At 42.8% G+C, this 25014-nt stretch carries 23 protein-coding genes and 1 other annotated feature; all 23 genes read right to left on the bottom strand.

Annotated features, from left to right (window positions below; all coding sequences use genetic code 11):
• Nucleotides 1–235 precede the first annotated feature (235 nt).
• Nucleotides 236–1558: a uracil permease gene (gene uraA / locus UFB30_RS05055; protein WP_322420606.1), complete on the bottom strand. Its 1323-nt coding sequence runs from the start codon at nt 1556–1558 to the stop codon at nt 236–238.
• 118 nt (nt 1559–1676) lie between these two features.
• Nucleotides 1677–2213 carry a bifunctional pyr operon transcriptional regulator/uracil phosphoribosyltransferase PyrR gene (gene pyrR, locus UFB30_RS05050; RefSeq protein ID WP_322420605.1) on the bottom strand — a complete coding sequence of 179 codons (537 nt, stop codon included), beginning with the start codon at nt 2211–2213 and terminating at the stop codon, nt 1677–1679.
• 160 nt (nt 2214–2373) lie between these two features.
• Nucleotides 2374–3285 (bottom strand): RluA family pseudouridine synthase, encoded by a 912-nt coding sequence (locus UFB30_RS05045; protein ID WP_322420604.1) that lies wholly within the window; start codon nt 3283–3285, stop codon nt 2374–2376.
• The gene (gene lspA, locus UFB30_RS05040) at nt 3251–3739 is read right to left on the bottom strand and encodes a signal peptidase II (RefSeq protein ID WP_322420603.1); all 489 of its coding nucleotides are present in this window, start codon (nt 3737–3739) and stop codon (nt 3251–3253) included. Before lspA ends, UFB30_RS05045 begins: the two co-directional genes overlap by 35 nt.
• A gap of 336 nt (nt 3740–4075) precedes the next feature.
• Entirely contained in the window at nt 4076–6853 is a 2778-nt protein-coding gene (gene ileS, locus UFB30_RS05035; RefSeq protein ID WP_322420602.1) for an isoleucine--tRNA ligase, read from the bottom strand.
• A 229-nt stretch (nt 6854–7082) separates the two neighbouring features.
• Nucleotides 7083–7309, bottom strand: a binding site (T-box leader).
• 78 nt (nt 7310–7387) lie between these two features.
• Nucleotides 7388–7897, bottom strand: a complete 510-nt coding sequence (locus UFB30_RS05030) for a DivIVA domain-containing protein (RefSeq protein WP_322420601.1) — start codon at nt 7895–7897, stop codon at nt 7388–7390.
• An 85-nt stretch (nt 7898–7982) separates the two neighbouring features.
• Entirely contained in the window at nt 7983–8759 is a 777-nt protein-coding gene (locus UFB30_RS05025; RefSeq protein WP_322420600.1) for a YlmH family RNA-binding protein, read from the bottom strand.
• A gap of 128 nt (nt 8760–8887) precedes the next feature.
• Entirely contained in the window at nt 8888–9163 is a 276-nt protein-coding gene (locus UFB30_RS05020; RefSeq protein WP_322420599.1) for a YggT family protein, read from the bottom strand.
• A gap of 23 nt (nt 9164–9186) precedes the next feature.
• Nucleotides 9187–9597: a cell division protein SepF gene (locus UFB30_RS05015; RefSeq protein WP_322420598.1), complete on the bottom strand. Its 411-nt coding sequence runs from the start codon at nt 9595–9597 to the stop codon at nt 9187–9189.
• 17 nt (nt 9598–9614) lie between these two features.
• Complete coding sequence (locus UFB30_RS05010) at nt 9615–10286, bottom strand: YggS family pyridoxal phosphate-dependent enzyme (RefSeq protein WP_322420597.1); 672 nt, start codon at nt 10284–10286, stop codon at nt 9615–9617.
• 2 nt (nt 10287–10288) lie between these two features.
• Nucleotides 10289–11140, bottom strand: a complete 852-nt coding sequence (gene pgeF, locus UFB30_RS05005) for a peptidoglycan editing factor PgeF (protein ID WP_322420596.1) — start codon at nt 11138–11140, stop codon at nt 10289–10291.
• A gap of 29 nt (nt 11141–11169) precedes the next feature.
• Nucleotides 11170–11415 (bottom strand): YlmC/YmxH family sporulation protein, encoded by a 246-nt coding sequence (locus tag UFB30_RS05000; protein ID WP_322420595.1) that lies wholly within the window; start codon nt 11413–11415, stop codon nt 11170–11172.
• Nucleotides 11416–11501: 86 nt separating this feature from the next.
• Nucleotides 11502–12275, bottom strand: a complete 774-nt coding sequence (sigG, locus tag UFB30_RS04995) for an RNA polymerase sporulation sigma factor SigG (RefSeq protein WP_322420594.1) — start codon at nt 12273–12275, stop codon at nt 11502–11504.
• Nucleotides 12276–12369: 94 nt separating this feature from the next.
• Entirely contained in the window at nt 12370–13080 is a 711-nt protein-coding gene (sigE, locus tag UFB30_RS04990) for an RNA polymerase sporulation sigma factor SigE (RefSeq protein WP_322421518.1), read from the bottom strand.
• 22 nt (nt 13081–13102) lie between these two features.
• Nucleotides 13103–13936, bottom strand: coding sequence for a sigma-E processing peptidase SpoIIGA (locus UFB30_RS04985; RefSeq protein ID WP_322420593.1), 834 nt, complete (start codon nt 13934–13936; stop codon nt 13103–13105).
• A 218-nt stretch (nt 13937–14154) separates the two neighbouring features.
• Nucleotides 14155–15324 (bottom strand): cell division protein FtsZ, encoded by a 1170-nt coding sequence (gene ftsZ, locus UFB30_RS04980; protein WP_322420592.1) that lies wholly within the window; start codon nt 15322–15324, stop codon nt 14155–14157.
• A gap of 36 nt (nt 15325–15360) precedes the next feature.
• Nucleotides 15361–16653: a cell division protein FtsA gene (ftsA, locus tag UFB30_RS04975; RefSeq protein ID WP_322420591.1), complete on the bottom strand. Its 1293-nt coding sequence runs from the start codon at nt 16651–16653 to the stop codon at nt 15361–15363.
• 193 nt (nt 16654–16846) lie between these two features.
• Nucleotides 16847–17707, bottom strand: coding sequence for a cell division protein FtsQ/DivIB (locus UFB30_RS04970; protein ID WP_322420590.1), 861 nt, complete (start codon nt 17705–17707; stop codon nt 16847–16849).
• Nucleotides 17708–17833: 126 nt separating this feature from the next.
• The gene (gene ftsW, locus UFB30_RS04965) at nt 17834–18904 is read right to left on the bottom strand and encodes a putative lipid II flippase FtsW (protein WP_322420589.1); all 1071 of its coding nucleotides are present in this window, start codon (nt 18902–18904) and stop codon (nt 17834–17836) included.
• 22 nt (nt 18905–18926) lie between these two features.
• Nucleotides 18927–20279, bottom strand: coding sequence for a UDP-N-acetylmuramoyl-L-alanine--D-glutamate ligase (gene murD / locus UFB30_RS04960; RefSeq protein WP_322420588.1), 1353 nt, complete (start codon nt 20277–20279; stop codon nt 18927–18929).
• The gene (gene mraY / locus UFB30_RS04955) at nt 20279–21253 is read right to left on the bottom strand and encodes a phospho-N-acetylmuramoyl-pentapeptide-transferase (RefSeq protein ID WP_322420587.1); all 975 of its coding nucleotides are present in this window, start codon (nt 21251–21253) and stop codon (nt 20279–20281) included. Before mraY ends, murD begins: the two co-directional genes overlap by 1 nt.
• 278 nt (nt 21254–21531) lie before the next feature.
• On the bottom strand, nt 21532–23025 hold the full coding sequence (locus UFB30_RS04950; RefSeq protein WP_322420586.1) for a UDP-N-acetylmuramoyl-L-alanyl-D-glutamate--2,6-diaminopimelate ligase: 1494 nt from the start codon (nt 23023–23025) through the stop codon (nt 21532–21534).
• A gap of 59 nt (nt 23026–23084) precedes the next feature.
• On the bottom strand, nt 23085–25004 hold the full coding sequence (locus UFB30_RS04945) for a stage V sporulation protein D (protein WP_322420585.1): 1920 nt from the start codon (nt 25002–25004) through the stop codon (nt 23085–23087).
• Between the last annotated feature and the right edge of the window lie 10 nt (nt 25005–25014).

Raw genomic sequence — 25014 nt, 5'->3', positions numbered from 1 at the left:
GGCCGGGCGGTGAGCCCGCAGGCTTCGCCATGCCAGGTCTCAGCTGTCCCTTCCTGCCGCAGGAGTCACCGCCTTCCACTCCAATCATCAGCTCTATTAATTTATTAATCGTTTGTATAACCGCTTTCCAATAAAAAACCGCTTTTTGAGAGCAGGCTCAAAAAGCGGTTTTAGACAGACTGGTACTGTCAGAAACCCTTTTGAAAGCCTCTCTGGACTTCATTTAAAAGGATTGTTATGCGGCTTTATTTTCATTAAATAGTGTTTCCTCTTCCGGCTTGCGGCCGGGTAAAATCAGGTTCAGTGCAATGCCGATGATTGCTGCAAGTGCCATCCCCGGAAGGATAAATGAGTCTGTAAATTGTACGTACGCTCCGCCAACTCCGATGATCATGATAACTGACGCGATGATCAGGTTGCGTTTGTAAGAAAAGTCCACTTTTGCTTCAATCAGCATTCTGAGTCCGCTTGAAGCAATGATTCCAAAGAGCAGAATTGATACGCCGCCCATAACTGGTGTTGGGATCGAACTAATCAGTGCGGATACTTTACCAACAAATCCGAAGAAGATTGCAAGGACTGCTGCGCCCCCGATCACAAATACGCTGAAGATTCTTGTGATTGCAAGTACCCCAATGTTTTCACCGTAAGTTGTGTTTGGCGGTCCACCGATCATTGAAGCGATCATTGTGGCAACACCATCACCCAGCAGTGATCTGTGTAACCCCGGCTTTTCCAAAAAGTTTCTTCCTACTACTTTACTGACAACCATCTGATGACCTGTATGCTCCGAAAGCGTTACGATTGCTACCGGTACCATGATCGCAATGGCCGTCCAGGAGAAGCCCGGTGTGTAATCGACAAATGGCATATAAAGATCCGGTACTGCAAACCATGGTGCGTCAATGACCTGCTGGAAATTAACAAGACCTGCAAACAACGCTGCAATGTATCCACCTGTGATTCCTACAAGAACCGGGATCAGTCCGAAAAACCCTTTAAAATAGATTGAAGCGATAATCGTAATTGCAAGTGTAATCAGAGCGACTGTAATGTGTGTTCCGCTGTAGACGAATTCAGCCGGGTCTGCAAGTGGATTTTCGTACATTGCCATATTGACAGCTGTTCCGGCCAGACTGAGTCCGATGACTATGATTACAGGTCCAACTACCACCGGAGGGAGGATTCTCATCAGCCAGTTTACTCCGAATTTGTAGATCAGCATGGCAACTGCACCGTATGCAAGTCCTGCAAAAAATGCCCCTAGCATGGCTGCCTGCGGACCGCCTATTTCAGTTGCTGTGATAATTGGTGCGATGAACGCGAATGAAGATCCGAGGTATGCCGGTATCTGACCTTTTGTGATGATCAGGTATGCAATGGTACCCAGACCGCTTGATAATAGTGCTGTCCCCGGGCTTAATCCTACCAGCATCGGCACCAGGACAGTTGCACCAAACATCGCGAAAAGGTGCTGCAGGCTGAGTGTCAGCCACTGATTTAATTTTGGTTTTTCTTCTACATCCAGAATTGGTTTTGCTGTTTGTGTATTTGTCATTGACGTTTCCTCCTCATAAAAAAGCCTCTTTGCCGGGAGCATGGCAAAGAGGCTCTTGAGGATATACTGATCCCCCATCGTCTCCTTTGCCAGCCTCTCCGGACTGCATTAAAGGATTTTATTTGTGTATGGTTACCTGTTCATTTTGATCTGTTTCATTTAATTCGACGCTGATCTTCTCAGTGCTGGAAGTCGGAATATTTTTTCCTACAAAATCAGCTCTGATCGGAAGCTCTCTGTGTCCCCGGTCAATTAAAACGGCAAGCTGTATCTGTGTTGGTCTGCCGTTATCCATAATCGCATCCATTGCTGCTCTGACGGTTCTTCCTGTGTAGAGCACATCATCAACCACGATCACTTTTTTATTGTTAATTTCTAATGAGATGTTTTTACTGTGTACAACCGGCTCGCCGGAAGTATGCTTTTTCTCCAGGTCGTCTCGATACATGGTAATGTCCAGCTCACCGACTGGTACACTGACCTGCTCGATCGACTCTATTCTCTCCTTCAGGCGTTCTGCTAAATGTATGCCTCTGGTTTTGATCCCAACCAGTACACAGTCATCGACACCTTTATTGCGCTCGATAATTTCGTGAGCAATTCTTGTGAGCGCCCGTTTCATCATCTGCTCATCCATCACGACAGTTGCAGACATCTGATCATTCCTTTCGATATAAAAAGCCCTCCCGGCTGAAGGCAGACGGAAGGGCAGAAATATACTGGTAACATTCGCTAAGCCTTCCCTGTCTCTCTGGACCGGATTAAAGGTTTCAGTTATTAAGTTGTTCTCAGTTTAAACTTTAAAGTACTGATTGTCAACGTTCGTTCTTAAGTTTTTCAATAAACTCATTTAAGCTTTCCGGAGCAGGCGCTGAAAATTCCATATATTCTCCTGTTGAAGGGTGAACAAATCCAAGCACGCCTGCATGAAGCGCCTGGCCATTCAGATCAGGTGTTTTACGCGGACCATATTTCGGATCACCTGCAAGCGGGAAACCGATATGCTTCATGTGAACGCGGATCTGATGCGTACGTCCAGTTTCAAGAATACATTCTACAAGCGTAAAATCCTTAAAGCGGTCAATCACATTAAAGTGTGTAATCGCCTGTTTCCCTCCGTCTACTACAGTCATACTCTGACGGTCTTTTTTATCGCGGCCAATCGGTGCATCAATTGTACCTGCATCATGCGTAATAAGACCATGAACGACAGCAGTATATTTTCTTGTCACGCTTTTATCGACCAACTGCTGCACAAGTTTCTCATGAGCTGAATCATTCTTTGCAACCATCAGTAATCCTGATGTATCTTTATCTATTCTGTGTACAATTCCAGGACGCAGTACACCGTTAATGCCTGAAAGGTCATTACAGTGCGCCATCAGACCGTTCACAAGTGTCCCTGTCAGATGTCCCGGGGCAGGATGAACGACCATGCCTTTTGGTTTATTCACAACTAATACATCAGCGTCTTCATAATAAATATCAAGATTCATTTCTTCAGCTTCTACATCAAGTGGTTCCGGATCAGGAATTTCAATCTGTACTTCAGCACCAGGCACGCATTTGTAATTCGGCTTAGTTGTAGAACCGTTCACTGTTACATTGCCCTCTTTAATCCACTGCTGCACCTGGGTTCTTGACCAGTTATATTCAAGCCCTGCCAAAACCGCATCAAGGCGTTTTCCTTTTTCATTTTCCTGTATTGAGTGTTGAATGTTTTCCATTTTTCTTCCTCTTTTCCTGCACTTCTTCCAAAATCATTTGAAGAAACAACATGATTACGCCAATTGTCAGTGCCGCATCTGCAATATTAAAAATAAAATTGAAGAATGTAAACTGTAGAAAGTCTACAACTTCCTGTCTGAAAATACGGTCAATAAAGTTTCCGACTGCTCCGCCCAGTAACACCATCAGGCTTGCACTGAATAATTTATTTCCTTTAGCATGTTTGTGATAGTAAAAAAGAATTCCTGCAATGACAATCAGTGTGACAATATAAAACAGCCACATCTGTCCTTCAAGCATCCCCCATGCTGCACCTGTATTACGATGCGAGGTCAGGTAGAAAAAACCATCAATCACATTGATCGATTCCCCTACTTCCATATTCCTTACCACCAGCCACTTTGTCAGCTGGTCCACTGCGATAATAAATAAAGCCAGCAAATAATAGATCACTTGTCTACCTCCGTTATCTCGTTGCAAACCCTTAAAGTATTGTAGCATAATTCAGGACTTCAGGCATGATAACAGCAGATGTTTTGCAAATAGTTTATGGGAATATGAACAATTAAAATTTTTTATGTATAACTTCGTTCGATTTTGGCTCATTTACCGAATAAGAAAAGAAAGCTGAAATCAAGCGAGCTTGAATTTCAGCTTTCTTTTCTTATTCGGTACTTTTCAAGTTCTGCTTGAAAAGCCATGCCTGCAAGCAGGCATGGAATGAGCCAAAATCTATGCACTCTTAAAGTAAAAAAGCTGCCGGTATTATAACCGGCAGCTCAAAGGGATTTATTCTGCAGCAACGTCTGCGTAGTTCTCTTTTACAACAGTCGCACATCTTGTGCAAAGCGTTGGATGATCGCTGTCTTTACCAACGTCTGTTGTGACCGTCCAGCATCTATCACACGTTTCACCCTCAGCTTTTTCAACTGCAACAGTATGTCCGTCAAACTTGATTGCCTGTTCCGGAACATTGTCAGATGAAGCTGCAAGCTCAAAGTCAGAAACGATGAACAGCTGCTTGAGATCCTCTTTTACAGAAGAAAGTAATTCATGCGTCTTTTCATCCGCATAAAGCGTTACCTTCGCTGCAAGAGATTTACCAATCAGCTTCGTGCTTCTTGCTTCCTCAAGTGCTTTCAACACATCATCTCTTACATCAAGGAACGCATTCCACTTATCAAGCAGCGCTGTCTCATTATCATAAGATGCTGCCTCAGGCATATCTGTCAGCTGAACACTTTCTTCTTCAACACCAGGAATGAACGCCCATACTTCGTCAGCTGTATGAGAAAGAATTGGGGATAACAGCTTAACCAGTGATACAAGTGACTCATACATCACCGTCTGCATTGCGCGGCGATCCTGATGATTTTCAGCCTCGATATACAGAATGTCTTTTGCAAAGTCAAGGTAGAATGAACTCAGGTCAGTTGTACAGAAATTGTTGATCGTATGATAGATTGATGCAAACTCATAGTTTTCATATGCATTTGTAACTGATTTCACGACCTGATTCAGTCTCACCATCATAAACTGGTCGACTTCTCTCAAATCTTCAAATGATACTGCATCTTTTGACGGATCAAAATCAGCAAGGTTTGCCAGAAGGAAGCGCAGTGTATTACGCATTTTACGGTAAACTTCAGCAACCTGCTTTAAGATCGGATCAGATACACGAACATCTGCCTGATAGTCAACAGAAGCAACCCACAGTCTCAGAATATCCGCTCCAAGCTGATTCATAACCTTGGATGGCAGGACAACGTTACCAAGAGATTTACTCATCTTACGGCCATTACCATCAAGAGCAAATCCATGGCTTAACACACCTTTATAAGGTGCCTTGCCAGTAACAGCTACACCCGTTGTCAGTGAAGAGTTAAACCATCCTCTGTACTGGTCACTTCCTTCAAGATAAAGATCAGCAGGGCGCTGAAGCTCATCGCGGACCTTAAGTACAGATTGATGCGATGAACCGCTGTCGAACCATACATCCATAATATCCGTTTCTTTTGTGAAGCGTCCGTTCGGGCTTCCTTCATGTGTAAACCCTTCAGGAAGTAAATCATTTGCGTCGCGCTCAAACCAGATATTTGAACCGTGCTCAGCGAACAGGCTGGATACATGATCGATTGTTTCTTCAGTAATGATCGCTTCTCCATTCTCTGCATAGAAAACCGGAATCGGCACACCCCATGCACGCTGTCTTGAAATACACCAGTCTCCGCGGTCACGGACCATGTTAAAGAGTCTTGTTTCACCCCAGCCAGGAATCCACTTTGTATCTTTAACTGCCTGCATCAGCTCTTCTCTGAACTTATCGATTGAAGCAAACCACTGTGCAGTTGCACGGAAGATAATCGGCTTCTTCGTTCTCCAGTCATGCGGATAACTGTGCGTGAAGAATTCAAGCTTTAATAGTGCACCTGCTTCTTCAAGCTTTTCAGTGATCGGCTTGTTTGCCTTATCATAGAACAATCCTTCAAATCCAGGCGCTTCATCTGTAAACACACCGCGGTCATCAACCGGGCAAAGCACGTCAAGTCCGTACTGTTTACCAACGATAAAGTCATCTTCACCATGTCCAGGTGCTGTATGAACACAGCCGGTACCTGCATCAGTCGTTACGTGCTCACCAAGTACAACTAGTGATTCACGATCATATAAAGGGTGGCCGGCTGTTACGTGCTCAAGCTCTGACCCTTTAAAAGTCGCAGCCACTTCAGCTTTTTCCCAGCCCATTGTTTCCTGTACTGTTTCAAGCAGTTCTTTTGCGACAACAAATTTTTTGCTACCTGTATCTGCAACTACATATTCCAGTTCAGGATGAAGTGCGATTGCCAGGTTTGCAGGAATTGTCCACGGCGTTGTTGTCCAGATCACAAACGAAGTATTCTCATCCAGCTTACCCTTACCGTCTTTCACATCAAAAGATACATAAATAGATGCTGAGCGCTTATCCTGATACTCAATTTCAGCTTCTGCTAATGCAGATTCACTTGAAGGAGACCAGTAAACAGGCTTTTTCCCTTTATAGATATAGCCTTTTTTCGCCATTTCACCGAATACACGGATCTGTTCAGCTTCGTATTCAGGGTTCAGTGTGATGTAAGGGTTATCCCAGTCACCCCGGACACCGATACGCTTGAACTGCGTGCGCTGATTATCAATCTGCTGAAGTGCATACTCAGCACACTTTTCACGGAATTCTGCAACTGTCATCTCTTTACGCTTTACACCCTTATTTGTCAGTGCCTGTTCAATTGGCAGACCATGTGTATCCCAGCCTGGTACGTACGGAGCCTGGAATCCGCTCATTGATTTATAGCGCACGATAAAGTCTTTTAATACTTTGTTCAGTGCATGACCCATGTGGAGGTCTCCGTTTGCATATGGTGGTCCATCATGCAGGACGAAAAGCGGACGTCCGGCTGTTCTTTCCTGTACTTTTTTATAGATATCCATTTCTGCCCATTTTTCCTGCATTTCAGGTTCACGATTTGGCAGGTTGCCACGCATCGGGAATGCAGTTTTCGGCATCAATAAGGTATTTTTGTATTCCATGATTACTCCTCCTGTGTATTAGAAAATGTCTTTGTTAAATTGGCTGTTGACTTTCGCTCCAGGGGGACGCTTTCCGCGGCCGGGCGGTGAGCCCGCAGGCTTCGCCATGGCCTCACAAGTCCCTTCCTGCCGCAGGAGTCGCCCCCTTACGCTCCAATCAACAGCTGTGCAAATACCACATTGGACTATAACAAAAAGATTAAAAATAAAAAAAGCCCCCCATCCCTGGTAAAGGGACGAGAGAGCCTGTGCTTCACGCGGTACCACCCTTATAGAAAAAGATCACACTTCTTCCACTTAAGTAACGGTTAACGCTGTCACACGTTCAGGCTTACTTCGTTCGGCCTGAAAACTCCGGGATGATGTTCCTCTGACTTTCCGCTCCGGGCTTTCACCACCCCCGGATCGCTATTAGCCGGTTATCAGTCAGCGTACTGTTCCCTTCAAAGTTGATTCAATGTATAAGTGCATAGAGATTGAATTTCATTTTAACAGTTTAATTATAGTAACATAAGTATGATACGTCAATATTTCTTATTCGTGTTCCGGTGACAGGCTTTTCAGCTCTTCTGTATCAAGATCATATTCCATCAGCTCGTCCCAGTCATCATGGCTGATTAAATCCAGCTGTGCTTCGATCAGCATTTTAAAGCGCGTACGGAAAACTTTTGACTGCTTCTTCAGATCTTCAATCTCGAGCGCAATTTTACGCGCTTTAGTTAATGATTCGTTTACGATGCGATCAGCATTTTTTTCTGCTTCTTTTACAATCAGTTTTGCTTCTTTTGTTGCATTTCGTTTCACTTCTTCAGCTGCTTCCTGAGCGACAACGATTGATTTATTGAGTGTTTCTTCAATTGTTGTGAAATGACCAAGTCTTTCAGTATGATTGTTCAGCTTTTCCTCAAGCTCTTTCTTTTCACGTAACACAAGCTCATAATCTCTCATGACGTGATCGAGGAATTCATTTACTTCATCTTCATCGTAGCCTCTGAACCCCCGGCTGAAATCTTTATTATGTATATCGAGTGGCGATAATGGCATAATGTGCACCTCCATGTCGTTATGATCTAAATTCCATTATACTGATGATTCGACGTTTTGTGTAAAAATCCTTTTAATTCTTGTATTAAGATTGCAGAAAATAAAAATTAAGTCGGATCTTATCTTTCTTTGTTATCCCGCTTTGCTCACCTACACGCATTCTCCCGTAGCCTCTGACAGAAATCATATCTCCCTGATCCAGTTCAAATGAAGTTTTCTCTTCCTGCCTGAAGTTCACCTTTACTTTTCCACCCTGAATCAAAAGCTGTGCTTTTTGTCTTGAAATATTTACTGCCCCGGCCAGCACTGTATCAAGCCTCATTGACGAGACAAGTACATTTTTTTCTGTCCATTTATTTTCAGGCTCGATGATGCTCTCCCATTTTTCTTCTGTTACCTGCACTTTTGCTTTCCCAGCCTGCACCAGATTCATGATCAGAAAATCCTTCATTTCTTTTGTTGAAATCAGCTGAATCCGATCCCTGGAAGTCAGAATGTCCCCCAGTGCTTCTCTTTTTATTCCAAGCCCCATCAGCGAGCCTAATATATCACCGTGTGTGAGCTGAACAAATTTAGATGGAAATCCCACATCGAGCAGTGCCAGCTCAAAGTCATCTTTGACAGGCTCTAAATAATCCGGGTAAAGCAGCGCTCTTTTTCGTTCACTATCTTCTGCGCCACCTTCAAAAGCAACTTTAATATCCGCGGCTGAACCGATAATTGACTGCATAATATGCTGCTGACGCGGGTCGAGAAAAGCGGTAAGTCTTGGTGCATATTTTAATTCCACATCCTGCTTCCAGTCCAGGACCTGATCGATAAAGCCTTTTTCTTCATCACGAAAATGCTGATAAACTGACATATGTTCACACCCTTTATAAAAATGCTCTGTTTAAATGGTACATGCTTTGCAGATGAGTACCCGATTTATTTTCAAGCTATGTCATTGATACTAAAAAAGAAAACCCGGTGATTGCCACCGGGCTGATTTTAATAAAGTAATCGAATTATTTGAGTCAGGCCTGACACAGCTAAGTTCAATGATATAATTGCAACCAGCGGCGAGATATCAATCATGCCAAGCGGTGGAATAATTCTGCGGAACGGCTCCAGGTAAGGTTCACAGATTCTCCCCAGGATCTGGCCAAAGCTGCTTTCTCTGGCGTTTGGAAACCACGAAAGTAAAATGTAAATAATTAGTGCATAGCTGTAAAAGACCATCAGCTGCTGTAACAGCTGGATAATCGTTATTAAAACACTTTGCATGCTGCTTTTAACCACCCATCATCTTAATCTTCTTGGATCAGGTCAGTTATATTTCCGCTGACCTCTATATTATCAGGTGTACATAAGAAGATGTCTGTACCTACACGCTGAATGTCACCGCCAATTGCGTAAACCGTCCCGCTGAGGAAATCAACAATCCGCTTTGCCTGATCTTTGCTGATTCTCTGTAGATTCACCACTACCGCACGGTGACTTTTCAGATGATCAGCGATTTCCTGAGCTTCAGCATACATCCTGGGTTCCATCAATACCATTTTGGATGATTGCTGAACGCTCTGGAGACTGACGACATTCTGCTTTTGGGCAGGTTTTCTGACGCTTCTTACTTCCTCAGGAGTTTCTTCAGTCATTTCCTCAAAATACTCCTCTTCTTCACCAAAGAAAAAATCTTTAAATTTCGTTTTCATCCCCATAACACGGATTTCCTCCTTTATTCTCCGACGAGCGAAGATCCGATTCTTATGTAGGTAGCTCCTTCTTCAATGGCAATGGTAAAGTCATTTGACATGCCCATTGACAACTCAGTGCACGGTGCATGCTGCAGGTTTTTTGCAGCAATGGAGTCTCTCAGCACTGCCAGCTGTTTAAAACAGCTGCGGATCACCTCTTCATCTTCAGTCAGCGGCGCCATTGTCATTAATCCAATTACATTTATTTTATCATAGTTTGCCAGTTCTTCGACAAATTGAGCCGCATTTTCTGGAGAAAGTCCATGTTTTTGTTCTTCTCCTGACACATTTACCTGCAAAAAACAATCAATTTTTTGATCTGCACGCTTTTGAATTTCTTTTGCAAGTGACATTCTATCCAGTGAATGAAGAACATCAATCTCATTAATGACATTTTTCACTTTTCTTGATTGCAGTGAACCGATAAAGTGCCATTTAACGTTTCCTGACACAGCATCTCTTTTTTCTTTAAAACCTTCAGGACGATTCTCTCCAAGATGAATCAGTCCTGCATCTACGGCTTCCTGTGTACGTTCATTACTCACATATTTGGTGACAGCAACGATTTTAACTGAATCAGCCTGTCTGCCCACACGTTCACAGGCTGTGAAAATTTCTTTATTAATCAGATTAAGTTTTTCAGATACCTTCAATGTTATGATTCCCTCCATCCAATGACTGCAGACATCCTGCCGGTTTTCCCCTGATCTCTTCTGTGTGAAAAAAACAGCTGATCATAACAGCCTGTACACATCCCGCTGATTTCAATGTGATGCTCTTTAACCCCGGCTTTTAATAAAAGCTGCTTATTCAGTTCCTGCAAATTGAGTTTATACTGACCTTCAGCCACTGTTTCATAAATGCCTTTGCCTGAAATATCTTCGGGAATCTGATCAATTACTCTCTGATCCACCTGGTAACAGCATTCACCGATAGACGGCCCGATCATCACGTAAACCTTTTCTGCACATACGCCAGCTTCGGCAGCCTGTCTGATCATCTCACCTGCTATATTACCAACGGATCCTTTCCATCCTGCATGAGCCACACCGGCATATCCGGTTTCAGGCTCAGCAAAATAGATTGGAACACAATCAGCAAAACCTAGTGACAGACCAACTCCCTGATCAAAAGTCCAGAGGCCGTCAGCTGCTTTGACGGCACCACTGTAGTTTTCAGTTCCCATGCCGGCATGACGTGATGTCACCTGTACGACACGGGTTCCGTGAACCTGATCTGCAAATATCCATTTATTCAATTCCCACCCGCTGTTCCGGGCAACTGTATGACGATTATGAATGACATCAAGACGCTGATCATTAACATGCAATCCTGTATTTAATGACGAAAAATACCCTTGACTGACTCCGCCGTGTTTTGTTGTAAAGAGCGCAGTCAGACCCGGGAATCTTTTTTTCCATGAAGAAGATTCCAGAAACGTATTTGTTTGGTCAACCATCATTCCCATTGCGATCAAACCTTTCTGTGCAAGCAGAGATTCTCTCAAAAGTGTATCATAAAACCGTAAAAATCTCTTTAATTGATTAGCCCGTCAGCTTTATCAATATTTTTAACAAGAATTACATCATTCCCGATCTTTGCAACGTCTTTCCATTTGATCCTGACTTCTTCACCCCGGTTGAACCAGCCCCCTGAGGATTGCAAAACAAATGAGTCAATCATACCGGTATAGACGTTCAGGTCGATATCAGCGATCAGCCCAAGCTTTTTACCATCCGTGATTGAAACAACATCTTTTGATTGCAGATCAGAAATTCTCATCGTGTATCTCCTCCTTACACTATTCTATGCAAAGAACCCTGTTTTACGAAGCAATGTAAAAAAGAGAAGAATTCTACATTCTTCTCTCATGAAAAATACTTATTCATCTGTTTGATGGCTCCTTTTTCAAGGCGGGATACCTGTGCCTGTGAGATGCCGATTTCTTCAGCGACTTCCATCTGTGTCTTTCCATTGAAGAATCTGTTTTTTACGATCAGGCGCTCCCTTTCTTCGAGGTCAAGCATACCCTCTCTGATAGACAGCTCTTCAATCCAGCGCTCATCGCTGACACGTGTGTCTTTTACCTGATCCATTACATATACCGGGTCACCGCCATCCTGATAGACAGGCTCAAATAATGATACAGGTTCCTGAATCGCGTCAAGAGCAAATACAATGTCTTCTTCAGGAATTTCAGCGCGTTTGGCTATTTCACTGATTGTCGGTTCTTTTGATGTTTCAGTCATTAGTTCTTCTTTGGCTTTTAAAGATTTATAAGCAATGTCACGAAGCGATCTTGACACTCTAATCGGGTTATTATCTCGGAGATGACGTCTGATTTCTCCGATAATCATCGGCACAGCATAAGTTGAAAAGCGTACATTCTGACTTAAATCAAAGTTGTCAATTGATTTTAACAAACCAATACAGCCTACCTGAAACAGATCATCAGGATTTTCACTCCTGTGGCTGAAACGCTGAATGACACTCAGCACAAGTCTCAGATTTCCGTATACAAGTTTTTCTCTCGCTTCACGATCTCCATTTTGAAAAGCAGAGAAATACCGTCTCATTTCTTCGTTTTTATAAATTGGGAGTGAAGAAGTATCTACACCGCAAATTTCAACTTTCCGGGACATGAGATTTTCCTCCAGTCGGGAGTAATTGTTCTCGTTCAGTATGTCCCTGCAGAAAAAAAATATGCGGTTAACCACTAAAGGAAAAGAATGGCTGTTATACCAATTTTGCTACCTCACGCTGCAGCCTTTTAATAATCCGTTTTTCAAGTCTGGATATGTAGGACTGCGAGATGCCCATCATATCTGCAACATCTTTTTGAGTGTGTTCTTTTCTGCCATTAAGACCGAACCTTGATTCAATAATAAATGATTCTTTTTCATCCAGAATGTTTAGCGCCTGGTATAACAGCACTCTATCCATCTTTTCTTCAATTCCCTTAACAATCAGGTCATTTTCAGTACCGAGCACATCGGACAGCAGCAGCTCATTTCCATCCCAGTCTGTATTTAACGGTTCATCAAATGATACTTCCGACCTTAATTTGCTGGTTCTCCTCAGATACATCAGGATCTCATTTTCAATACATCTTGAGGCATAAGTGGCCAGTTTAATATTTTTCTCAATATTGAATGTATTAATCGCTTTAATAAGTCCAATCGTACCAATACTAATCAGGTCTTCAAGGTTAATACCGGTATTTTCAAACTTTCTGGATATATACACGACAAGTCTTAAATTTCTCTCGATCAATAAGGACCTTGCCTGCTCGTCTCCCTGGGCCAGCCGTGCCAGTACTTTTGCTTCCTCCGGCCTTTCAAGTGGAGACGGGAGTGCTTCACTTCCACCAATGTAATGAATTTCTTTTGCTTTAAATTTCCCGGCAACCTGAACGAGCCATAATTGAACTTTCTTCTTCGCATCCAGTAAATTCAATTCTCAGCACTCCTTATTTTTGATAACAATTCAGCATTTGTAATGGACTTAGGAGACAATGACAGGATTGCTCCACATAATACTGCTCTTTACTGAAAATCACAGGTATTCTCTCAAATATAAATGTCTGTCCTTCTGACTCAACCTCTACACTGTCACATTCAATGCCAAGCAGGATTTTACAATCCTTGTGAACTGATTTGGACGGGATAAATGATATTCTTTGCTTCCATTGTTCAGGACACGCTGACTGTCCGTTAATATAAGCCACTACCTCCGCAGGCAGTAACCGGGATGCTACCTGGGCATCTGCAAACATGACAGGTTTTCCGCTAAATGGCGCTGATAGAGCATTACCTGAGTCAAGGTATCCTTTACCCGTCCATTTTGATTGACCCTGTTTTAGTGTAACCTCACAAATAAAAGATGCTTGTACAGATGAATAGCTAATCCATTCAGATGCTTTCCCGGATAAAATAAACTGACCCGATAAAAGAATAAATAATATCATTACACACCATAAATAAGACTGAAAATTCAGTAAATTAACTGTGTAAAGGGTCATGGATCCTGTTGAAAAAATAAAAAGTAATATAAGTGCTACATGTAAAACCAATTGTCCCCTGACAGTATATTTACTGAGTACAAGAATAGACACTGTTGCTAAAAAACCTGACAGTTGAGGAATGTAGACCATTGCCAGCCATTCAATCACCGTATAAAGAAATAAAATGATACATGCTGACCTGATGTTTATTTCGGTTCTCAGACACTTGCTTACAGCGAACATGACCAGCAGTCCCCCACAAATATTTACGAGGAGTAAATACTCGATATACAATGTCATCAATCCCGTCCTCCCAATAACCACATTCTACAAATAGATGAGAACGAAACTTGTCAATTTCTCTATTAAAATCAATAATTCGTTGGATAAATTACGCCATCATGCCACAAAAAAAAGCCTGAGACCAAAATTGTCTCAGGCTTTGTAACCGTTTCGTTTCACATTTATTAATAAATCAAAGGATTAGATTTATCAAAGATTTTAATATAAATAGCCCATTACCCTCTGCGTCTGTTGCGGTTGCGCAGGAATGTCGGGATATCAAGTGTATCCTCTACAGGCTGCTGATTGCGCTGTTCAGCCTGAGGAGCTTCTTCACGTTCACGGTGATGCTGTTCACGTACAGGTTCTCTTTCTCTTTCGCGCTTTGGCTGTTGAGGCTGCTGTCTAACCTGGCCACCCATTTGAGGACGTGCAGGCTTTGCCTGATTCAGTGTTTCACTAAAGCCAGTCGCGATTACTGTAACAAGAATTTCATCTTTCAGATCCTCGTCAATGACAGAACCAAAAATCATGTTTACTTCCTGATCAGAAGCACTTGCAACGATATCAGCTGCTTCCTGAACTTCATAAAGGCTTAGGTTTGTACCACCTGTAATGTTCATCAGGACGCCTTGTGCACCGTCAATTGATGTTTCAAGTAATGGACTTGAAATTGCCTTTTTCGCAGCTTCTGATGCACGGTTTTCACCTGAAGCAATACCGATTCCCATTAGTGCAGAACCTTTGTTTGACATAATTGTTTTAACATCTGCAAAGTCAAGGTTGATCAGACCAGGTACTGCGATCAAGTCTGAGATACCCTGAACACCCTGGCGTAGTACATTATCCGCTTCGCGGAACGCTTCAAGCATCGGCGTACTCTTATCTACGATTTCAAGAAGTCTGTCATTTGGAATCACAATCAGTGTGTCCACTGCTTCCTTCATAGAGCTGATACCGCCTGCAGCCTGCGTTGCACGCTTGCGTCCTTCAAATGTGAATGGACGTGTAACGACTCCGACAGTCAGACTGCCGAGTTCTCTTGCAATCTGAGCAATAACTGGTGCAGCACCAGTTCCTGTTCCGCCACCCATTCCGGCTGTGACGAATACCATATCTGCGCCTTTAATTGCTTCTTCAATCTGTTCACGGCTTTCTTCAGCTGCTTTTTTACCAACTTCAGGATTAGCACCTGCACCAAGTCCGCGCGTAAGCTTACCGCCGATTTGCATCTTAATCTCTGCTTTTGAAAGATTAAGTGCCTGAGCATCTGTATTTACTGCTATAAATTCTACTCCCTGAACACCGTGCTCGATCATACGGTTCACAGCATTATTTCCGCCGCCGCCTACACCGATGACTTTTATGGTTGCCAGGGAATCAACATTCGTATCGAAATCTAACATCGCAAATCCTCCTAATTCAAATGTCTTACGGATCCTCTATTCAAAGAAGTATCCAAACAGTTTTTTAAATCTTCCCTCTTCATTTTTCTGCTTTGGCTTTTGCTGCTTTTGCCCTGTTTCATTGTTTCTTGGCTTTTTCTGAGCATATTCCTGATGATCCAACTCTGAAGCTGAAGGCTGCTTATCGGCCTGTCCCTGCAGTTTGGCATGTTTATATGCATATTTGATTAATCCTACTGCTGTAGTATATTGCGGTTCTCTTACACCGATATAATCAGGCACAGCGACCCGGACCTGGTTTTGAAGAACTGCCTGGCCAAGCTCCAATACACCAGGCATTGCAGCAGATCCGCCAGTCAGAACATAACCTCCCGGCAAATCGTGGATGTTAAGCCTTTTTAATTCATTCAATACAAGTTCAAACATTTCTTCCATTCTAACTTCAATAATATCAGAGATTTCCAGCTGATTAAATTGCTGATGCTGATCGCTTCCGATAATCGGTACGCTGAACACTTCATCTTCAGATGCATAGTCATAAAAAGCGTGACCATGTTTGCGTTTAATCTTCTCTGCATCATCTGTGGTCGTTCTCAGCCCGATTGAAAGGTCTTTTGTAATATGTTCCCCACCTGCAGGCACGGTAGATGCTGCTATGAGATGACCATGTTCAAATACGGCGATGCTGGTAGATCCTCCACCGATATCAATAATTGCAGTGCCCAGATCCTGCTCGTCTTTAGAAAGAGCGATGGTGCCTGCTGCAAGCGGCTGCAGGAAGATATCTGCTACTTCAAGCCCTGCTTTTTCCACACAGCGTAAAATGTTATGCAGCATCGTTTTTGATCCGGTTACTACCGTTCCTTCAAGCTCTAATCTTACACCGATCATACCGCGTGGATCCTTAATCTCATCCAGACCGTCCACAATGAACTGACGTGGAATCACATTGATTAATTCTCTGTCCGGAGACATCGGCATTACCTGCGCAGCATCAAGTACGCGCGCAATATCTTCATCGCGGATTTCTTTATCTTCTTTAGAAACTGCCACTACTCCATGGCATGGCTGCAGGGCTACATGATTAGCTGGTATTCCGACAATTACATTATGTATTGAAAGACCCGTCATCCGTTCAGCCTGATCTACTGCTTTCTGGATAGATTGTACGGTTTCATCAATATCTACAATGGACCCTTTACGGATTCCCTCAGACTCTACATTTCCGACCCCTATAATATTTACTGAATCATGGACCAATTCTGCAATCACAACTTTTACAGAAGAGGATCCAATGTCAAGACTGACATAATACTCGTTATTGCTCACGTGTGGCACCTCCTTCAAACCTTGTACACATTCATTTTTAATGAGTTAATTTTTAATTTTATCTGCTATTTGTTAAAAGCTTTTTTTCCAAGTTTCATGTTTGAAACCTCAATAGGTATAGTCTACACCAATTAAGATACTCAGAAAAGTAATAAATGACCGATATTACTGACAAATTCATACTTTAACAGTTTTACCCTTCTGAGTTTTCCTCAATGGTTGGAACATCATTATCAGGTAATCCTTCTGCAGCTTCCTCAATCTGTTCTTCCAGTGCTTCTTCTGTATCCCCATTTGCTGTTTCGCCGGCATTATAAGCTCTGAAGTAGGACCCTACTTCAAGATCAATAACCCCTTTTACCTCAGGGTCAAGCTGACTCACAATTGAAGGGTAGTGCGTCATTTTCTCAACAAGGGTGGGAATGACTGCATGAACTTCAAAACCATCGTTCATATACAATACGATTCTATTGGAATCAACTTCAGAAGGAGAATAATGCACTTCAGAAATGGAGTTTAAGACATTTCCCGGAAGGTTTGACAGAGCGGATGCGAGATCACTTAATACTTGTCCCTGCTGAAAGCCGTTCAGTACCGGAGCACTGAAGTTAATATCCTGCACTGGCTGAGGTTCACTGATAAAGCCGTTTTCATATACAGCTTTATACTGCTGTCCTTCTCTGCTAAGTGCCACCTTGTCATATTCTTCAATGCTCACTTCTACGTTTAAGGGTAAATCCCTCTTTATTTCTGCATTTTTAATCATATTATTATCTTTTAGTCTGATTTCAGCTTCTTCAATATCTAAAGTCCAGTAAGGGTCTCCGGTTGAAATTCCACTTAATTGAATGGCCAGTTCCTCAGAGATCCCACTATTTCCTGATATTTGAATGTTCTGTACCTTACTGTAAGGAGACTGAAAGTACAGGACGATAATAATCATGAAAACGAATAGTAAAACCACTCCAACTAAGCGCCTGTTCGCTCTTTTACGCCGGCGCTGTCTTAATTGCGGCACTCTGTCTTCAAGCGAGACAACCGGCTTGCGTTTCATTCTTTTCACTCCAGTCATGTGGTTAAACCACAATCACATTACTCTTTATAAATCTACCTTAATACTACACTATTGAACGCTTAGAACATACAGAAACTTGTTGATCGTCATGAAAATGTAAAATAGCTACTTTGCATGACGGCTGATATTTAATAATATCCCGCTCATACTCAGCACAACCATTAATGATGAGCCTCCATAACTGAAAAACGGCAGTGTAATACCCGTAACAGGAATTAATCCGATCACCACTGATATATTCATCACCGCCTGTAAACCAAGCGAAATCGTAATCCCTCCTGCAAGCAGCTTACTGAAGCTGTCCGGTGCATGAAGTGCAATCAGAATTCCCCTCCAGATCACGACTGAAAAAAGAAAAACAATCATCATGCTGCCCGCCAGCCCAAGCTCTTCAGCTGCTATCGCAAAAATAAAATCATTCTGAGGCTCCGGAAGATAGAAATGTTTCTGTCTGCTTTCAAAAAAACCTGCACCAAACAGGCCACCCGGTCCTGCTGCATAAAGTGACTGGATAATTTGAAAGCCTGCTCCGAGCGGATCCTGCCATGGATCTATAAAAGAATAGATTCTCTGCATTCTGTATGGCGCAGCAATGACTAATGCGGCAAACCCTGCCACACCTGTGCCGAACAGACATAAAAAAAACCGTATACTGACACCAGCTAAAAACAATAGCGATAAGCCACTCCCGGCAAGTACAGTACCTGTTCCCAAATCAGGCTGCAGCATTACGATGCCAAATGGAAATAAGACAACGAGCATCAGGAAGAACGTCTGTTTCAACGTTAGTTTTTTTCTATTAGAACTGATAAGTCCCGCGGTCAGCATCAATACTCCTGTTTTAGCAAGTTCCGCCGGCTGAACTGAAAGAGGTCCGACGCCAATCCAGCTTTGGGAACCGTTTCTTTCGAGGCCTATACCTGGAATTAACACAATAACAAGTAAAATGACTGTAGTTATGTAAATCATTTTTGCGTGCCTATACCAGAATAGATAATCAATTCTTGATACTACCAGCATCACAACAAGACCTGCCACCAGGTAAATAGCCTGTCTGGCCGAAAAAAAATGGGCATCACCGAAACGGTCTAATGCCCATACACTGCTTGCACTATCAATTAACATTACACCAAATATTGAGCAGATCAGTACGAAAGAAAATAGCAGACGATCCATCCCATTCGTCCCTTCAACGTATTTACTTCAGCTTATTCACCGCATCAATAAATATGTCTCCACGCACTTCAAATGTCGGGTACTGATCCCAGCTTGCACAGGCAGGTGACAGCAATACAATGTCACCGCTTTGTGCAGCCTCAGCCGCCGCAAATACTGCCTCTTCAACATCCTTAACGTTTATAATATGTTCAACACCTGCATGCTTCGCTGTATCTGCCATTTTATCTGCTGTTTCACCAAATACAACCGCAGTTTTCACATTGGACATTGATTCAGCAAGCTCATCAAAGCTATTGCCCCGGTCAAGCCCGCCACATAAAAGGATAGTAGGCGAACTAAATGCATCAAGCGCACTTTGGGTCGCAAGAATGTTTGTCGCTTTTGAATCATTATAGAACTTAATATTATTCCATTCTCTTACAAATTGTGTGCGGTGTTTTACGCCTGAGAACTCGGTCAGCACTTGTCTAATGCTTTCATCTGATACACCATATAATTTGGCAGCACCGATCGCTGCCATAATATTCTCCAAGTTATGTCGTCCTGGAAGCACAATATCCTTCATTGCCACAATGGCTTCACCATTCATAAAGATCTTCTCTCCATCAGTGGAAATACCCTTATCAAGAAATCTCTTTGTAGAAAATGGGTTCAACTGTGCTTTACTGTGTTTCACAGCTGCCATTAATTCCTCCTGATCAGCGTTTACGATCAAATAATCTTCAGCTGTCTGATTTCTTGTGATAGCAGCTTTAGCATCTACATATTCCTTTTTGGAAGCATGATAATCCAGGTGGGCATCATATATATTGGTGATAATCGAAATGGATGGCGCAAATTGTCTGATACCCATCAGCTGAAAGGATGAAAGTTCAATAACCATCGCTTCACCGGGCTGTGCAATCTGAGCGACTTCACATGCAACCGTTCCAATATTACCAGCTGCATAAGATTTCTTTTGATCCTTTGTAATCATTTCATGAATCAGTGTGGTTGTAGTCGTTTTACCGTTTGTTCCGGTTACACCAATGATATCTGCTTCACTGATGTGATATGCAAGCTCGACTTCAGTCAGAACCGGCAGACCTTTGGCAATCGCCCCTTTAATTAAAGGGTTATTATATGGAATGCCGGGATTTTTGACAATCAGCTCAAAGCCTTCATCAAGTAATTCTACAGGATGACTTCCGCAAATCACTTTAATCCCCTGATCTAGCAGCTGCTGGGCATCTTTATTTTCCGATAGAGGCTTCCAGTCATTTACTGTAACGAAAGCACCAAGTCTGTGGAGAAGCAATGATGCTGCAACCCCGCTTTTAGCCAGCCCAACAACTAACACTTTTTTGTTTTGATAACCTTTATAATCAATCATCAGCCGTACACTCCTATCAGAACGCCCAGAACGCCTGCCGCAAGACCGACTGTCCAGAAGACAGTGACAACTTTCCACTCTGACCAGCCAGTCAGTTCAAAGTGGTGATGAAGCGGACTCATTTTGAACACTCTTTTTCCTGTAGTTTTAAAAGAAGTTACCTGTATCATGACAGATAGTGTTTCAAGTACAAATACAATCCCGATTAATAAAAGCAGTACTTCCTGCTTCGCAAGTAGCGAAACCGTACCAATCGCCCCACCAAGAGCAAGGGATCCTGTGTCTCCCATAAATACCTTTGCAGGATGCGCATTAAATAGCAGGAATCCAAGCAGTGCTCCAACAGCTGCCATACAGAAAATCGCCAGGGCAAGCTGTTCCTGCTGCCATGCAATCAGCGCAAATGCACCAAAAGCAATTACAGCTGTTCCTGATACCAGTCCGTCAAGTCCATCAGTCAGATTAACTGCATTTGAGAAACCGACTAACCAGAAGATCACGAACGCGACATAAACAATTCCCAGATTCAATTCAATCGATGTAAATGGAATCGAAATAATTGAAGAAAAATCATTCGCGCTGAAAATAATATAAAAGATAATGGCAATCACGATTTGACCAAGTAGCTTCTGTTTAGACGTCAATCCGAGGTTCCTTTTCTTCGCTACCTTAATAAAGTCATCCAGGAATCCGAGAATACCAAAAGTAATTGTAACCATTAATAATAGTAATGTCGTAACAGAAAGAACACCGTAAATGGCACTGACAATAACGGTTGCAAGTGTCATTGCACTCAGAATAATCAGACCACCCATTGTAGGCGTTCCCGACTTTTTCTGATGAGACTCCGGTCCCTCTTCCCTGATACTCTGTCCAAACTTTAATCTTCTTAAATAAGGAATAAATACCGGAGCTGCAGCTGCGGAAATTCCAAATCCAAATATTGCTGCTAATATTACAGCGAATACTGACATCTTGCTTCCTCCTAACAATTTGTTCCAGTTTATTGTACTTTTTATGTTGTATGCTGACAATCTCTCATTTTACCATAATTGCAGTGATTGTAGCGCGAAAGTTTTTTACATTTACATTTCAGGAAGGAATCAAACGCTGACATAATCCTTGATTAATCATTTCCGTTTTCCTGTGGAGGACGTTGAATGCAACACTAAAAGAGCCAGCAACTGTGAAGCCACTGGCTCTTGCATGAAATGATGTTAAAAAATAATTCGACGAGAAAACAAAAGTGTATTTAATTTGGCAGGTCTACCCCGTTTTCAAGCTGAGACTTATTCAGAAAGCTCTCCGCTACAGATTTATCGTCAAACGGAATTTTTTCGTTTTTGATGATTTGATATTTTTCGTGACCTTTTCCTGCAATAATAATGATTTCACCTGCTGACGCATTGTTGATTGCATATCTGATTGCAGCCCGCCTGTCTTCTATCGATGTATATTGTTGTCCGTGAACGCCCTTTTCCATATCTCTCAGGATTTTCTTCGGGTCCTCACTTCTTGGATTATCTGAAGTGAAAATGGCATGATCGGCGAACTGACATGCGATCCTTGCCATGACCGGTCTTTTCGCACGGTCCCTGTCACCACCACACCCAACGATTACAGTCAGCTTCTCGGGATTCATTTTATTTGCGGCCTGTAAAATATTCTGGAGGCTGTCAGGCGTATGTGCATAATCAACAATTACCGTGAAGGATCCGTCATGTTTTACAATTTCAAAACGGCCAGGAACACCTGTGAGGTTTTCCAGCCCTTTTACAATGAACTCAATCGGGATTCTTTTTACAAACCCGGCAGCAGCTGCTGCCAGTGCGTTGTACACGTTAAATAAGCCCGCAAGCTTTAATTGAATGTCTGCTTTTCCATAAGGTGTGCATAATGTAAATGATGTTGATTCCTTATACTGGATTATGTTTTCTGCGTAAATATCAGCTTCAGGTGTTAAACCATACGTAATGATATGGGCTGACGTTGCTGCTGCAATTTCTCCGGAAAAAGGATCATCATGATTTAACACGGCGAACTTCGGCAAATTTTTCATATGTGCATGACCAAGCTGGGAAAACAGCAGCGTTTTTGACCATTTATAGTGCTCCATTGTTTCATGGTAATCCAGGTGATCCTGCGTTAAATTAGTAAAAATCGCAATATCGACATCACAGCCGTACATTCTGCCCTGGGCTAATCCATGGGAGGATGCTTCAAGGACGGCAGCCTGAACGCCTTCTGCCCTGAAATCAGAGAGCGTCTGCTGAAGGAGGAGACTGTCAGGTGTAGTATTCTCAGCTTTCATCACCCGGTCACCCTGCTTCATATAAAGCGTGCCAATAATTCCTGTTTTCAGCCCCTGTGATTCTAAAATACTCTGAACCATATGTGTGACAGTCGTTTTGCCATTTGTACCTGTTACGCCAATCACATTTAAATCAAAGCTCGGATAATCATAAAAGTGATTGGCAATATAGGCAAGTGCGTGGCGCGGCTGTCTTACGATAATCAGCGGGACCGACAAGTCATATTCAGTATCAGAAAGGACAGCAGCTGCACCTTTCTCAATCGCTTTATCAATATAAAACCTGCCATCAGATTTTTCACCTTTAATTGCTGTAAAAAGCGATCCGGGTTCCACATCCTGATGGTGATGACAAACCTTAAGGATCTCAGGGTCTGATTCAGGGCCTTTTATCTCATAAAAGGGCAGGCAGCCTGTCAGCTCTGAAAGTCTCATACATCCAACTCCTCGAACATTTCTTATATTGCTATCTTAACTGATAGGTCGAAAGAATGCTATTGACCTATAAATATTCGAAGCGTTCCGCCTTCTGAAATGACTGTCCCGGGTTCCGGTGACTGCCTGATTACTTTTTTCCCTTCTCCTTTAATATCGAGTTTCACAGGCAAATGCATCTCCAGTAATTCACTCTTTGTTTTCCCTGTGACATCAGGTACTTTTACTTCAGGCGGATCTGTCCATCTGATTTCTTTTTCAATTTGATCTTTCCTTTTTTCCACACCCATCACATTTAATGATTCTTCGATAATATTACCGACAATCGGGGCAGCCACCACACCACCAAATTGAATCGTATTTTTCGGGTGGTCCACTGCAAGATAGACAAGGATTTCAGGGTCATCACTTGGCGCAAAACCGATAAACGACACAATATAGCTGTCTTTCATATATTGACCATTCTCCACTTTTTGCGCAGTACCAGTCTTTCCTCCTACCCTGTAGCCCTCAGCGAATGCGCCACGCCCTGTCCCTTGAGCCACTACCGATTCCAGCGCTTCCCTCATTTCAGCTGAAACATCTTCAGAGATAACCTTCTTTTTCATTTTTACCGGTACTTCTTTAACTGTTTCTCCTGTTTCTGGATCGGTCCATTTTTTTGTGATCGTCGGAGTCGGCAGAGATCCCCCATTGATAACAGCTGAAACCGCTGCTGCCTGCTGAATAGGTGTAACTGAAACCCCCTGACCAAAAGCAGTCGTCGCCTGTTCAACCGGCCCCATATTTTCAGGCTTGAATAATATACCGCTCGCTTCTCCCGTCAGGTCGATCCCGGTCTTTTGACCGAAACCGAAATCATGAATGTAAGAAAGCAGTCTGTCTTTTCCGAGTCTGTTACCAAGCTCGATAAAACCCGGGTTACATGAATTCTGAACCACCTCAAGGAACGTCTGACTGCCATGCCCCTCCCGCTGCCAGCAGTGAAGATGAGCCCCTCCCACTTCAACATGTCCACTGTCGTAAAAGCTTTCATTTTCGAGATCAACGAGCCCTTCTTCGAGTGCAGCTGCAAGTGTAATAATCTTAAACGTCGAGCCCGGTTCATAGGTTCTCCAGATCGGTAATACCCTGTTATAAATATCGGGTGAAAACTTCTGATAATTGGCAGGGTCAAAATCAGGTCTTGATGCCATCCCGAGGATTTCACCTGTTTTCGGGTTCATTGCAATCGCTAAAATCTGATCAGCCTCATACTTCTCCTGGGCATTTGTCAGCTCTCTTTCAAGCACATTCTGTACATCCAAATCAATTGTCAGATGCAGATCCATTCCATGGGCAGGATCTTTATGATAAGAACCGGCCTTTTCCATCTCTTTTCCTTTGGCATCCGTAAATAAGCCTTCTGCCCCCTGTGTCCCGTAAAGCTGCTGATCATACAAGAGTTCCAGACCAGATAACCCTCTATTATCTACTCCTATAAAGCCGAGTACATGTGACAGCATCCTCCCATGCGGATAAGAACGCTTATAATCATCCGCAATATATACGCCAGGCAGTGCAGCACCTTCAAGTGCACGCACCTGATCGTAGCTAAGTTTTCTCCCTTCAGGATGCAGCTTCTCAATGGATCCTTTTCTGGATACAAACTCCCCTGCCTTTTTTAGCGGCATTTTTAAAATGTCACTTAATTCAGCAGCTGTATGATCGCGGTCTTCAATTTGTTTGGGAATGATAAACAGACTTGGTGCTGATTCATTTAATACGATGGGCTTACCGTTACGGTCATAGATCGTGCCTCTTTTCGGCTCGAGCGGCAATTCTCTCGTCCAGCTTTCGATCGCTTTATCGTAAAGCTGTTCATGGGATACAACCTGGACGTAGAAAAGTCTGACGATTACAACAAACAACAGGATCAGAAATAATAAAAAGACAACGACTAACCTTTTTTTCAACAACCTTTCTGAAAAATGCTGCACACTGCTCCTC

Origin of the sequence: Jeotgalibacillus haloalkalitolerans, from assembly GCF_034427455.1 — a bacterium.
Taxonomy (GTDB): Bacteria; Bacillota; Bacilli; order Bacillales; family Jeotgalibacillaceae; genus Jeotgalibacillus; species Jeotgalibacillus haloalkalitolerans.
Note: the sequence above shows the minus strand (reverse complement) of the source record. Positions and strands in the feature narration are given on the sequence as shown.